The sequence below is a fragment of the Longimicrobium sp. genome (genome assembly GCF_036388275.1).
Taxonomy (GTDB): domain Bacteria; phylum Gemmatimonadota; class Gemmatimonadetes; order Longimicrobiales; family Longimicrobiaceae; genus Longimicrobium.
In genome coordinates, this window is the sequence record NZ_DASVSF010000083.1 from 19,816 (window position 1) to 32,750 (window position 12,935).

The following is a 12,935-nucleotide window of genomic DNA, read 5'->3' on the forward strand; positions in this document are numbered from 1 at the left end:
GGGATCAGCATCTCACGATTCAGGTTGTTGATCATCGCCATCACTCCTCGCGCAGCGCCTCCAGCGGCGTGTGGCGGAACACCTCGCGGCTGGCCAGCATGCCCACCGTGGCGGAGATGGCCGTCACCCCCAGCGAGAGCCAGAGCAGCGGCAGCACCGGCACCGCGAAGTCCGTCTCGAACAGCCACCGCGCGAGCGCCCACCCCGCGCCGATCGCCAGCACCGTTCCCGCGGCGCTGGCCAGCAGCCCCAGCGCAAGGTACTCCGCCAGCAGCACGCCCGCGATCTGCCGGCGCGTGGCGCCCAGCGTCCGCAGCAGCACGCTTTCGCGGATGCGCTGAAGCCGGCCCGCCAGCACCGCGCCCAGCAGCACGATGAACCCCGTCGCCACGCTGAAGCCCGCCAGGAAGCGGATGACCGCCGCCACGCGCCCCAGCACCTCGTCGATGGCCGCCTGGATGGACGTAAGGTCCAGCACCGCCACGTTGCTGAACCGCCGCACCACGTCGCGCTGCACGGCCGAGCGCGCATCCGCGGACGGCGCGCGCGCCAGCATTACCCAGGTGTGCGGGGCGCCCTGCAGCACCGCCGTGGGAAAGACGGCGAAGAAGTTTGGTTCCAGCCGCCCCCAGTCCACTTCGCGGATGGAGGTGACGCGCGTGGGGATACGCACGCCCTGCACATCCCAGGTGATGGTGTCGCCCAGCTCGAGCTTCAGGTCCTCGGCCACGGCGATGTCCATGGACACCTCCGCCACGCCGCTGCGATCCGCGCCGCCAGCCCCCGGCTTCCACCAGCGCCCCTCCATCACCTGCTCCGAGCGGATCAGGTCGTCGCGAAAGGTCGATCGATACTCGCGCCGCACCGCCCAGCGCTCCGGCCGGTCGCCGTCGGACGACGCGCGGCGCTCGCCCTGGCGCGGACGCCGCTGCTCCGGCGCGCCCTCCGCGTCCGCATCGGGATCGTCCGGGGCCAGGCGCGACGCGGGGACGCCGTTGATGGCGTGGATGCGCATGGGCACGATGGGCGCGCGCTGCATCACCCGCGTTCCCGACCGCCCCAGCTCGCTCGTGACGCCCTGCTCCTGGTCTGCTTGGATGTCGAACAGCAGCAGGTTGCCCTGGCTCTCCGCGTTGATTGCGAGCGGCGCGAGCAGGTTGCGCTGGACCAGGTACACGGTCGCTAGCAGCCACACGCCGAACCCGAGCGCGAGGACGACCACGGCCGTCTGGTTCCCCGGGCGGTACAGGTTCGCCACGCCCTGGCGGACGGGGTAGGGGAGCGCGCGGGTCGGCGCGCGGCGGGCCAGCTTCGTCATCCCCCAGGCGCTCAGCCACAGCGCGGCCAGGGTGAGGGCGATCCCCGCCGCGAAGCCCAGCCCGGTGCGGACGTCCTGGGCCTGGAAGAGCACCAGCGCGACGATGCTAGCCGCCAGCAGCAGCCATCCCCCGAACGTCCACGGGTCACGCCCGCGGCGGGTCGGCTCCGCTTCCACGCGGCGGCGGATGGCCTCCAGGGGCGAGATCCGTCGCGTTCCCAGCAGCGGCAGCAGCGCGAACGCCACCGCCACCCACACGCCGATGCCGATTCCCATCGCCACCGCGGGCAGGCTGACGGCGGTCTCCACGTCCACGGGGAGCAGGTCGGCCAGCAGCCGCGGCAGCACCCACTGCACCGACACGCCGATCGCCGTACCCGCCGCCGCGCCGATCAGCCCCATCGCCCCCGCCTGCAGCAGGTAGATGACGATCACCTGCGGCGCGGTGGCCCCCAGGCAGCGCAGCGTGGCGACGGTGTCGCGCTTCTGCGCCATGTACGCGCCCATCGCGCTCGCCACGCCGATGCCGCCCAGCAGCAGCGCGAAGGTGCCGATCAGCGCCAGGAACGAGCCCAGGTTGCCCAGCGCCTCGGCCATGTCGGCCTGCTGCTCGCTGGCCGTGTTGGCGCTCACCCGCTCCGCGCGAAAGATGGGGCGGTGTCCTTCGACGAGCGGGTCGGCCGCCGCGGGATTCGGAAGGCGCACGTACGCCTCGTAGTCCACCCGGCTGCCCGGCTGCACGAGCCTGGTTTCCGCCAGGTAGCGGGCGGGGATGTAGACGCGCGGGGCGAAGAGCGCGCCCACGCCCACGGCGCCCGGCACCTTTTCCAGCGTGCCGATGATGGTGAAGGCGGACTCGCCCAGCCGCAGCACGTCGCCCACGCGGGCGTCGAGCGCGGTGAGCATGGCGGGGTCCACCAGCACATTGCGGCCCGACTGCAGCTGGGGATAGCGGTCCGCCGGCGCGGTGACGATCTCGCCGTAGTACGGATAGCCCGGCTCCACCGCGCGCACCTGCGCCAGCCGCGCGGCGCCCGTGCGCTCCACGAGCGCCATCGACGCAAACGCGGTCACCCGCGCCACGGGCACCCGGGCGCGCCGCAGCGAATCCAGCAGCGCCTCGGTCTTCGGCCCGAGCGCGCGGTTGCTGCTCAGGCTGACGTCCGCCCCGACGAGGGCGCGCGCCTGGTCGCGGACGCCGGCCAGCAGGTTGGCCGCGAACGACTGCGTGGCGACGAGCGCGGCGACGCCCAGCGTGATGGAGGAAAGGAAGAGGAGCAGCCGGCGCCGGGCGAAGCGGCTTTCCCGCCACGCCAGCGCGAACAGCGGACGGATGGCCTGCGGGCGGAGGGCCTTCACGCGCCGCTCCGCTCGTCGCTCACCACGGCACCGTCGGCCAGGCGCACCACGCGGCCCATCCGCCCGGCCAGGGCAGGGTCGTGCGTCACCAGCACCACGGTGGTGCCGCGCTCGCGGTTCAGCTCCAGGATCAGCTGGATGATGCGCTCGCCCGTGGCGGCATCGAGGTTGCCCGTGGGCTCGTCGGCGAACAGGATGCTCGGACGGTGTATGAAGGCACGGGCCAGGGCCACGCGCTGCTGCTCGCCGCCGGAAAGCTGCGCGGGATAGTGGTGCCCGCGCCCGGCCAGCCCCACGCGCTCCAGCAGCTCGTCGGCGCGCGCGGCGCCTCCCCGCTCGCCCGCCAGGTCCAGGGGAATGGCCACGTTCTCGCGGGCGGTGAGCATGGCGATCAGCTGGAACGACTGGAAGACGAAGCCGATCTTCTCGCGCCGCAGCCGGGCGCGCGCGTCCTCGGTAAGGGCGCCCAGGTCGGTGCCGTCCAGCAGCACGCGGCCGGCGCTTGGGCGGTCCAGGCCGGCCAGCAGCCCCAGCAGCGTGGTCTTTCCGCTGCCGGATGGACCCACGATGGCCACCGTTTCGCCGGGATTCACGGTGAAGTTTACGTTTTTGAGCGCCGCCAGCGGATGTCCGCCGCTGCGGTACGTTTTCTGGAGATTGTCAGCGATGAGCATTCTGTCTTCCCTGCGCCGTGCCGGGCCGGTGGTGGCCCTGGCGGCCCTGATTGTCGGGTGCGGCGCCCCCGAAAGCAACGGCTCCGCCGAAAGTTCGTCCAACCCCGCCGGCTCGGCCGAGGACGACATGGCGGCCGACCGGCGCGTGGTGATGTTCCTGGGCACCAGCCTTACCGACGGCTACGGGCTGGAGCGCGAGCAGGCGTATCCCGCGCTGATCCAGCAGAAGATCGACTCCGCCGGGCTGCCCTTCGAGGTGGTGAACGCAGGCTTGAGCGGCGAGCGCAGCGCCGGGGCCCTGCAGCGCGTCCGCGGCTGGCTCCTGAAGCAGCCCTTCGACGTGCTGGTGATCGAGACAGGTGCCAACGACATGCTCAATGGCCTGCCCGTCACCGCGCTGCGGTCCAACATCCAGGGGATCATCGACACCGTGCGCGCCGCCAAGCCCAACACGCGCATCGTGCTCGTGGGGATGCTGGCCGCGCCCAACCTGGGGCGCACCTACGTGGATCGCTTCAACCGCGTGTATCCCGACCTGGCCGAGGAGAACGACGTTCCGCTCGTCCCCTTTCTGCTGGAGGGCGTGGCCACGGAGCGCGACCTGAACATCGCCGACGCCATCCATCCCAATGCGCAGGGGCACCACGTCCTCGCGCGCACGGTGTGGAAGGCGCTGGAGCCGGTGCTGCGCGACGCGGGCACGAGTCAGCGCGGAGGGTGAGGCGGACCGCGTGGATGCGGGTCTTGTCAGCGGGGGACGCGCTCGGCAGGTTGGATGGCTGACCGCGTCTTGATCCGAGCCACCCTCACCGCCCGATCCGTCGATGACCGATACCGCATCCGCCCCGTCGCTGAAGCAGCTCGCGCTGGGCGACCTGGACCACGAGCTGGAGACCACGCGCCGCGTGCTGGAGCGCGTGCCCGAGCAGCACCTGGACTGGAAGCCGCACGCGAAGTCGTTCAGCCTGGGGCAGCTGGCCACGCACCTTACCCAGATGCCGTTCTGGGTTACGACCACAATCAGGCAGAACGAGCTGGATGTGGCCGGGGCCCCGCGCACCGAGCCGCCCGCGACGACCGCGGAGATCATGCGCCGCTTCGACGACAACGCGGCCGAGGCGCGCCAGGCGCTGCAGAACGCAGACGAGTCCACGTTCGGCGATCGCTGGACGCTGCGCGCCGGCGACCATGTGATCCTGTCGATGCCCCGGCTGGCGGTGCTGCGCAGCTTCTGCCTCAGCCACATGATCCACCACCGCGGGCAGCTGAGCGTGTACCTGCGCCTGCTGGACGTGCCGGTGCCCTCCATCTACGGCCCCACCGCCGACGAGCAGTAGGACAGGCGCACTGCACTACCGAAGATGATGAAGACGATCCGCGTGGCCGCGCTGGTGCTCGCGGCAGCCCTCGCCGGTTGCAACGGTGACCCAGCCGGGCCGAAGGGAATGTCGGCCGCGGGTCGTTACGCACTGCAGAGCGTGGACGGCGCAAGCCTGCCTGCGCCCTGGATGGAGCAGGGGCCCACGTACAAGGTCGAAGTCGCCGGGGCGGAAATGGCGATCCAGCGTGACAGCTCGTACACGTACACGATCGACTTTCGTGAGACCGACGGAGCCAGCGTGACCACGGAGCGCTACGAAGAGGCAGGCACCGTGATCCAACGAGCCGACACGGTGGTGTTTACGGCTACGGGCCCGTTGACCGGCACGTTCCGAGGAGTCGTTTCCGCCAACCAGATGACCGTCGTGGATCTCGGATCCACCTGGGTGTACCGGAAACAATGACGACGGCGCCGGATTCCCCGCATGGACCGGGGGGGCCGGAGCGTAGGTGCATGAATACGAAAGCCGCGCGGCGAAACTGGCTGCGCGGCTTCTCGTTGGAAATCCATGGATCGCCATGCTTGTATCACGCGCGACTCGAGCTCTCCATTCCGCCGCGCATCCCACTCACCCGCACCCCGGGCATTTCATGGTCGACGAATTCCGGAAGTTCATCACCCGCGGCAACGTGCTGGACCTGGCCGTCGGGATCGTCATCGGCGCCGCGTTCACGGGCGTGGTGCAGTCGTTCGTGAACGACGTGCTGATGCCGCCCATCGGCTTGGTGCTCGGCGGCGTCGACTTCTCGGAGCTGTACCTGCACCTGGGCCGCGGCGCGTTCCCGACCCGCGCGGCGGCGGTGGAAGCCGGCGCGCCGATCATCAGCTACGGCCTGTTCATCAACAACGTGATCGCGTTCTTGATCACCGCCTTCGCCGTATTCCTGATCATCAAGGCCTACCAGCGCACCCGCCCGCCCGAAGCGCCGCCCGCCGCCGCCGAGAAGCAGTGCCCGTTCTGCTACTCCAGCATTCATTTAGCTGCCATCCGTTGCCCGCATTGCACGTCGGACGTGTCGGGGCTCCCATCCCAGCAAGCATGATTTAATCGTCCAGATTTCTTGACGGCGGCTCTGGAGCGCGCCGCGCTCCGTTGGATGCTCAGTCTCAAGGCAACAATCCGGAGATTTTGGTCCGGCGTGAATCTGCGGTGATAACTACTGATTATCCGCTATATGGCGCCGCTCCGTGGCCTCCACTTCCGACAATACAATAATGTCTTCGCCCGCCGATCCGCCCCCTGATGCTAGCGCCCTGCGCATGTGGGGGTGGCAGGAGTTCGAGCGCTTTGCCGTCGACGTGCTAAGCCGCTGCTACGCTGCTTCGGGAATCACCATTGAGCCCACAGCATTTCAGCACGATGGCGGACGCGATGGCGAAGGGATTTACATTTTCCAGTCGGGCTACACGGAGAACGGCGACGATCTTAATCTAGTGCTCCGCATCTGGGTGGAGGTCAAGCACACAGGCCGCGGCAGCATCAACATGAACCGTGTGGGCGGCCACGTCATCCTCGCCAGTAACCAGCAGGTAAACAAGCTAGTCCTCGTTACGAACACCCGCTTTGCTGAGCGGGTGATTCGCGAGATGCGAACGTTCTGCTTCAACAACCGGCTCTCCTGCGCCTTCGTGGACGGGCGCCGCTTGCTGCGGCTTACGACGCTTCCGCTGAACAGCACTGCCCACCTGCCTGCCACGGCGGTCACGACGCCCGTCCGAGCCCCTGGTTCGGCTCTGGCGCCGGGGGCGGTCCGCCGCCGACCGGCGGTTTCGCTGCGTCTTTCCGCGGACCTCTTCACGACGGATGCCGAACTCAATGCGGCCGTGGTGAAGCTTGAGCCCGGCGAACCGCTCTTCATCATTGCCGATTATGATGCGGGGGACCCCCCCCTTCGGACCGGTGAGCACTGCGGAATTCTCTCGTCTCCCCCGTACGCCGGACGGCTCAGCATCTACTCCACTACGTGCCTTCCACCGCTGTTGGCCAACGAGCGGTGCCGCACCGTGTACGTGGCGTACCCGGAGCCTGGGGCAAGCCTGGACGCGTGTGATTTCAAAGTGGGCGTGCGCGGCGGGCGGCGGAAGGTCACCTTGGACTGTACCGGGTCCGCCTTGGTGGGAGAGCAGGTGCTCTTCCCCACTGACCTGACCTCGCAGCGGCTGCGGACGGCGGCGGTCTGCGACCAGGTGGACCAGTGGCTGCAACACGGCGGGATCGGGCTGGTGGGTATCCGCGGCGCAGCCGGGACAGGAAAGTCGCACCTTATTCAACGGCTGCGGCGGCGGTGGCTGACGGCAGGGCCTCTGGAGATCACCGTCCGGGGAGGGGTTTTCCGGGACGCGTCCGGCATCTTTAGGCGGGTTACGAGGGCGGCGCTCTCCCTCCCTTCCTTTGAACCAGCCGATGCTGCGGGCGCGCTGGTGCGCCAACTCCTGGTAAAAGGGGGGTTGCACGAACGCGCGGCTGACCGGATGGCCGGGCTGCTGCTGGCGATTTGGGAGGGGGGCACATCGGGAACGGTTCCCCAAGACTTGGCCGAGACGCTCATGGCTGTGCTGTCGTTCGCCTCGACGCACCGGCCGGTGGTGCTTGTGGTGGAGGACCTGCACGAGTTGCAACCTTCGGGGCTGCAACTGCTCCTAGGCGCGCTGCAACTCCTCCGCCACGGCTCGCGAGGGCGAGTGCTCTTCGTGGCGACCTCCCGGCCGCTGATCGAATCAGGCGGGCTGAGCGCGCATGAGCCGCTCTCCGACCCACTTCAGTCCGTGTTTGAATTCTTGGGCAGTGGACTGGTGGATCTACCCGCGCCAGGTGCCGCGGACGCGCGGGCGCTCCTGCGTGCAACGGTTGACGGGCTGGACGCGCCGCTCGCTGATCTAATTATCGGGCAGGTGGGGTCCACGCCCTTCGCGCTGAAGGAAGCAGTCATCTTCTTGGAGCAGAAGGGGTGGATCCAGCGGGTCCGCCCCGGCGAAGGAGCGGTATTCGCGATTGAAAACTTGGACGCGTTCCGCAGGCGCATCAGCACCCAAGCATTAACGGGTGCCACCCGGAACCGGCTGGCACTCCTGATCACCAAGCTTCAGGTCGGCTATCCCGCGCTGGACAACTTTCTCGGCGCGGGTGCCGTGTGGGGGCGAACCTTCCCGTTGAAAGCCGCCGCAATGGCTAGCGGTGGCGACGAAGGGTTCTTGGACGTGCAGCTAGAGCGGGAGCTCTTCCGCTGGGAGATCCTTCGCACCGCGTGGGAGGAGGGCGAGGTTGTTGGTGAGTTCGCCCACGATCTGATCCGCACGGCACTCCTCGACAGGGTCGACACGCCACAGTTAGAGCGGCTTTCGCGCGGGCTGCTGCATGCGGAAGGCGGGCGGCTGCCGCCGGTTTCGCGCGCTAGGCTCGCCTACTGCGCAGGTGATGCGACCGCGTGCGAACGGATGGCTGGCGAGGCGGCGGAGCGCGCGACGGAGGAGGGCCAGCACTGGGATGCGCTTCAGGCGCGGCTGCTAGAGTTGGCCGTGGTGGACCCCGACCGCTTCGGCGACCTTGCCGGGAGCGAAGACCTGTTCGGGCTGGTGGCTATCGACGAGGGCATGCGCCATCTGCCGCGCACCCTCGCCGCGTCCTACCGCCCCGATCGGATGCACCGCGCCTTCGCCTTGATCCTGGAGTGCATGGCGCGGCTGGCACGTATCGGCGTGGGGCGCCAGCACGGGTTCGAGCCGCTCTTCACCGAGGGGACCATGCTGGCGCGGCACTTGGGCGACGAATTGGGCCGGGCACGGCTAGAGTACTTCCAAGGGTTCTCCGACTTGGAGCGGGACGACTTCACTTCGGCCGCGCGCCACCACGAGGAGGCCGAGGCCCGGTACGCGCGGGCAAACGAGGACGGACCAGAGCGTTTGGAGAACCTGTTCCGGCTCTTCCTCTGCGCGCGCCAGAGCGGCGACCTTAGCCGGGCAAACGAGATCCTGGACTACGTGGAGCGCACGCGCGGCAGCCGCCTGACCCCCGCCGAGTCCGCACGCCTGCTGGACTACCGTGGCTATGCCCTCCTTTACGTGGATCCGCCTAGCGCGATGCCGTTCTGGCGCGATGCGCATCGCATATCGTTGGGCGCCGCGGGGAGGGACACCCCCGTCAAGTACCTCATTAGCTGCGGCTATCTGGCCTTGCTCCTGGACGATCTGCCGCAGGCGGAGGCGGACTTAGAGCGGTGCGAGGCCGAACTCGCGACGGTCAGCCGGGAGGTGCTCCGCGTGCGACTTCACCTCAACCGGGGGCTCCTTCACCTCCTCCACGGCCGTTTGGCTGATGCTCGGTTAAGCCTGGAGGAGGGGGCGCGGCTGGGGGTGAAGTACGGGACCTTCCGGCGCTTGTGGCGGGTGGACGCGAATTTGTCGACGCTTTTTGAGGCGCTCGGCGAGCCGGATCGCGTCCTGTCCTACGACCGTAGGAGCCTACAGGGCGTACGTGTACGCGCTGAGCAGGAGCGTGGGTTTGGCGCGAAGGCGCCCTGGCTTGCTCAGCGGCACGTGCTCCCCGCGATAAACGTTGCACTGCGCGCGCGGGAGGGCTCACTTGAGCATGAGGAGCTGCTCTCCATCCTCCCGGCCGAGGCGAGGGTAGAGGTGGAGCGTCTGGCGTGCGCAGCAGCCGATCGGGGCCACGATCCGCTTCCAGGCAAGCTCGAGTATCACTTCAAGCAGGTCCGTACCCGTCTCCGTGCGCTGGTGACCGAGTAAGCCCGCTGCGGAACACCGCCTCCGGCCATCCCGCGAGGTACCGGGCGTAGTCGCCGACCCGCTCGGCATCTCCCTTCACCGTCCGGTCCAGCAGGTGGTGGAGGATGAACACCAGCAGCCAGGTCGCGGCGAGCACGAAATCGCGCTGTTCGGGCATGAGCCTGCGGAGGTGGACCAAGGCGAACGGCAGGCTCTGTTCGAAGAGCCTGCCGTCGCTGTACAGCCAGTGGATCAGGTCCATCGGCCCCACCGCGAACATGGCCGTGTCCAAGTCGCAGGTGACAAGCCGCGACGGTCCCTGCAGCACGTGCATAGGCTTCAAGCTTCCGTGGCAAAGCTCCGGCCGCGCTACAATAAAGGGACAAGCATGAAGAAAGGTTTCGACAACCCCCTCCACGCGGGCGGCGACGTCGGTCGGCAGCGCCCACGTGCGGCGCCGAACGTGGAAGGCGATCCGCATCAGTTCCGCTTGGGGATGTGTCCTTTGGAACCGCGCGATCCCCCCAGTGAGCGGCGCGTTAACTTGGGCCGAGGCGTTATCCAGCGTGCCTAGGGCAGCCTCGCTGCCTTGATGTGCGAGGATGCGGAGCGCGTCCAAGTAGCGGCCGATTGCGGATGGCTCCGCCACCCCCGCGCCGAATACGCTGAACTCCCTCATCAGCGCCATCCCGGTCGCGAGCGTTACGTCACAGGCGGGCTTACACCACTGGGTCACCAGCAATCCGCGCTTGTTGCAGGACGCCACCAGCCGCGGTGCAAGGCCGGACGCGTCTAGGATCCGGTATCTCGCCACGATTTCCGCAGAGCGCGTAGGAGGATTAAGGCGAAGGGGGAGCGGAAAGATAGTAGTGAGCCGGGGCGGCCGCGCAGCAATGATCTTGGCGTGCAGCGCGTCCCCACCGACGATGAGCCTCGCACCTGTCTGGCTCCGCCCTGAGCTGTTGCTGAAGCACTCGATCCGCCTGCCGAGCAGGGCCTCGAACGCGGGAACCGCCTCCTCCACGGCGAATCCACGCCACTGCTCTACTGGCGGCGCGGACAGCTGGTCCCCCGGGTCCGTCCCGCGGGTCACCACCTCGTATAGGCGGTCGTATACGAGAGAGGCGTCAAACCGCCGACGGATCCAGACCTCTCCGTTTTCACCCTGCCAAGCTGCCTTCTGCGGGCTACGCAGGAACCCCGTCAACGCGTTTGCGAGCGCTTGAGGCGAGTCGACCGGGACAAGCTCGCCCGTAAGTCCAGGCACCACCGTGTCCTGAAAGCCGCCAGTGCGGGTTGCGATCACCGGGCATCCGCACGCCATCGCCTCGACGGCCACCAGCCCAAACGGTTCGTAAAGGGAAGGCATCACCAGCACCCGCCCACGCGAGTAGATCTCGGCCAGCGAGTCTCCTTCCACGTGTCCCCAAGCTACACAACGCCCCGCGCGCTGGAGGCGCCGCATTCCTGGATGCCAAGCGGCGAACTGGCGCAGGAACGCGCGTTCCTGCTCATTTCCCCCAATCAGCCACACGATGTATGCGGGCAGGTCTGGGAGCGCCTCCAGCAGGAGGAGTGCGTCAGCCAGCGTCGTTAGGCCCTTCGCTGAAACGATCGGACGCCCGGCGAACAAGATGATCGGCGCTTCGAGGTCTTCTGCCATAGACATTCAGGTCCACTCCGGGCGGAATGCAGAAAATCTTCTCGGGGTTCACCGCGGGGTACAGGCTCAGTAGGTCCTGCCTCTCGCGCGTGGAACCGGTAATGACGTAACGTGCATGCGCGAACACGTTGTCCTCGCAGGCCAGCCAAAAATCGCTGATCTTGTCCTTGGATTCGCCGCTTGCCCGCTTTGCTCTCCCCAAGGTCAGGACATAATGGGTGTGGCTGATTGAAGGTGGGCAGAGCCGCGCGGCCACCTCTCCTGAGAGCCAGTTGTAGGAGACCAGACAGTCGAAAGACCCCGGAGTAAGGTCGATAGTCGCCCCGACCGCCTCAGTCATCTCATCCAGCAGACCGGCGCAAGCGTAGTACGGCATGCGCTCGGGAGGTCCGACCGGAATGCGATGAATTCGGCACCGTGCACCGAGTTGCTCGAACGTTGCCTTGTCCGTAGAGTTGCGGCGGCAGACGTAAGTGATGGTCGCGCCGCGTCGGACGAAATGACGTCCCATGTCGAACATAACCCTATGGGAGCCGCCATGCCGCCCGTGCCCGGGCGGATCGAAGGGATCGTCCGTCAGGCAAAGCACACAAATCTGCATCGAATAATCAGTAGTTATCGAACAGAGCACCCGGAGCATGTAGAGGACGTTCTCAGAGGGAGAATCTAACATGCTGCCAGCCAGAAAGCCACAGATGTGTCAATCCCTGTCCGCAGAGCAGTTGCGGTTCCGAGCCATTGTGTCACAAGGTTGGGCATTCTCTTTGTAGTGAGGTACGTTAAGCACCTAGTCGTGTGCGGCTAGTCTGGTAGGCTGCGTGTCCCGTCTATACCAGTGCCCGCGACCACCTGGGCCCCGCGCGCGTAGGCGCTGCTATTCTGTCCCAGGGTAACTCCAAGATTGGTGTCTTCTCGATGTGGTCATTGATTGCTCTTATCGTGGCGGTGCTGGTGACATCTTACCTCCGCCGTTGGCTTACAGCGCGTCCCTCGCATGATCGCCAGTGGCGGCCAGATCAAGCCACCATACCAGGGGTCACGATTTGCGAAGGCGTGGTGCACGTGCGCAACGTGCGCGACTTTCACTACCGCCCCCCGGGAGATCCCACACCGCGGTTTCGTGAACGGACTGTCTCCCTAGACCAGCTGCAGCGCGTGTGGTATTCAGTCATTCCGTTTCGGGATCGCTGGCGAGGCTTGGCACACGCCTTTGTAACCTTCGAGATCTCAGGAGGTGAGTACGTCAGCATCTCCATTGAAGCACGTAAGGTCGCAGGCAGGAAGTACTCGCTCTGGGAGGGGGCGCTACGGTCGTACGAGCTTATGATTTTGATCGCAGAGGAGCGAGACATGATGGGTGCGCGAGCTGTTGCCGGTCGCAATCGCGTTCATCTCTATCCTCTGCGGCTCACCCCTGAGGACACTCGCGTACTTTTTCTTGAGCTTGTCGGCGCCGCGCGGGCTATTGAGGAGCGGCCCGTTTTTTACAACACAATTACGGATAATTGCACGACGCGGATACTCGGGGCTATCCACCGCACCGTACCTAACCGGGTGCCGGCTACCGCCAGATGGGTATTTCCAGGCTTGTCCGACCGCCTCCTCCACAAGTGTGGATTGCTGGATACTGACCTGAAGTTCGAACAGGCCCGCCATTACTTTGACGTCACTGAGCGTGTTCGCGCCTTTATCACTCGGCGCGACTTCTCCACCCGCATCCGGACCTAACAACTGCCTTGACCATTAAGCATCGGCAACCGCACACAAGGCGGGTATCGCTGCATGGAACACCTCTGACATCGCCTTTGATGTTGCTAA

General features: G+C 66.9%; 9 protein-coding genes and 1 pseudogene. 6 read left to right on the forward strand and 4 right to left on the reverse strand.

The features are described 5' to 3' along the window. Positions 1-40 precede the first annotated feature (40 nt). Together VF632_RS17065 and VF632_RS17070 are read right to left on the reverse strand one after the other, a co-directional pair. Positions 41-2,677, reverse strand: coding sequence for an ABC transporter permease (locus VF632_RS17065; protein ID WP_331024134.1), 2,637 nt, complete (start codon positions 2,675-2,677; stop codon positions 41-43). Next, positions 2,674-3,351: an ABC transporter ATP-binding protein gene (locus VF632_RS17070; protein ID WP_331024135.1), complete on the reverse strand. Its 678-nt coding sequence runs from the start codon at positions 3,349-3,351 to the stop codon at positions 2,674-2,676. Before VF632_RS17070 ends, VF632_RS17065 begins: the two co-directional genes overlap by 4 nt. On the opposite strand from VF632_RS17070, the gene VF632_RS17075 reads away from it, so the two are divergent. The 5 genes from VF632_RS17075 to VF632_RS17095 all read left to right on the forward strand — a co-directional run bounded on the left by VF632_RS17075 (position 3,344) and on the right by VF632_RS17095 (position 9,475). Then, on the forward strand, positions 3,344-4,072 hold the full coding sequence (locus VF632_RS17075; protein ID WP_331024136.1) for an arylesterase: 729 nt from the start codon (positions 3,344-3,346) through the stop codon (positions 4,070-4,072). The genes VF632_RS17070 and VF632_RS17075 overlap by 8 nt on opposite strands. A 103-nt stretch (positions 4,073-4,175) precedes the next feature. Next, a complete protein-coding gene (locus tag VF632_RS17080; protein WP_331024137.1) occupies positions 4,176-4,688 on the forward strand; it encodes a DinB family protein in 513 nt (170 codons plus the stop codon). Between the two features lie 24 nt (positions 4,689-4,712). Next, positions 4,713-5,135 (forward strand): hypothetical protein, encoded by a 423-nt coding sequence (locus tag VF632_RS17085; protein WP_331024138.1) that lies wholly within the window; start codon positions 4,713-4,715, stop codon positions 5,133-5,135. A 46-nt stretch (positions 5,136-5,181) separates the two neighbouring features. Then, positions 5,182-5,775, forward strand: coding sequence for a large conductance mechanosensitive channel protein MscL (gene mscL / locus VF632_RS17090; protein ID WP_331024139.1), 594 nt, complete (start codon positions 5,182-5,184; stop codon positions 5,773-5,775). 172 nt (positions 5,776-5,947) lie between these two features. Continuing rightward, a complete protein-coding gene (locus VF632_RS17095) occupies positions 5,948-9,475 on the forward strand; it encodes an AAA family ATPase (RefSeq protein ID WP_331024140.1) in 3,528 nt (1,175 codons plus the stop codon). A gap of 1,111 nt (positions 9,476-10,586) precedes the next feature. Here VF632_RS17095 and VF632_RS28275 read toward each other — a convergent pair. Then, positions 10,587-11,123 (reverse strand): annotated as a pseudogene (locus tag VF632_RS28275) (glycosyltransferase family 4 protein); the annotation flags it as partial. After that, positions 11,035-11,790 carry a glycosyltransferase gene (locus tag VF632_RS17105; protein ID WP_331024142.1) on the reverse strand — a complete coding sequence of 252 codons (756 nt, stop codon included), beginning with the start codon at positions 11,788-11,790 and terminating at the stop codon, positions 11,035-11,037. The pseudogene VF632_RS28275 and the gene VF632_RS17105, both read right to left, overlap by 89 nt. Positions 11,791-12,032: 242 nt before the next feature. Here VF632_RS17105 and VF632_RS17110 point away from each other — a divergent pair, with 242 nt between their 5' ends. After that, positions 12,033-12,845, forward strand: a complete 813-nt coding sequence (locus tag VF632_RS17110; RefSeq protein ID WP_331024143.1) for a DUF4105 domain-containing protein — start codon at positions 12,033-12,035, stop codon at positions 12,843-12,845. Positions 12,846-12,935: the final 90 nt, after the last annotated feature.

Excerpts from the sequence above, each read along its gene's own strand:
- VF632_RS17075 (WP_331024136.1), top strand. The coding sequence starts at position 3,344 with ATGAGCATTCTGTCTTCCCTGCGCCGTGCCGGGCCGGTGGTGGCCCTG.
- VF632_RS17095 (WP_331024140.1), top strand. The coding sequence starts at position 5,948 with ATGTCTTCGCCCGCCGATCCGCCCCCTGATGCTAGCGCCCTGCGCATG.
- VF632_RS17080 (WP_331024137.1), top strand. The coding sequence starts at position 4,176 with ATGACCGATACCGCATCCGCCCCGTCGCTGAAGCAGCTCGCGCTGGGC.
- VF632_RS17070 (WP_331024135.1), bottom strand. The coding sequence starts at position 3,351 with ATGCTCATCGCTGACAATCTCCAGAAAACGTACCGCAGCGGCGGACAT.
- VF632_RS17105 (WP_331024142.1), bottom strand. The coding sequence starts at position 11,790 with ATGTTAGATTCTCCCTCTGAGAACGTCCTCTACATGCTCCGGGTGCTC.
- VF632_RS17110 (WP_331024143.1), top strand. The coding sequence starts at position 12,033 with ATGTGGTCATTGATTGCTCTTATCGTGGCGGTGCTGGTGACATCTTAC.
- VF632_RS17085 (WP_331024138.1), top strand. The coding sequence starts at position 4,713 with ATGATGAAGACGATCCGCGTGGCCGCGCTGGTGCTCGCGGCAGCCCTC.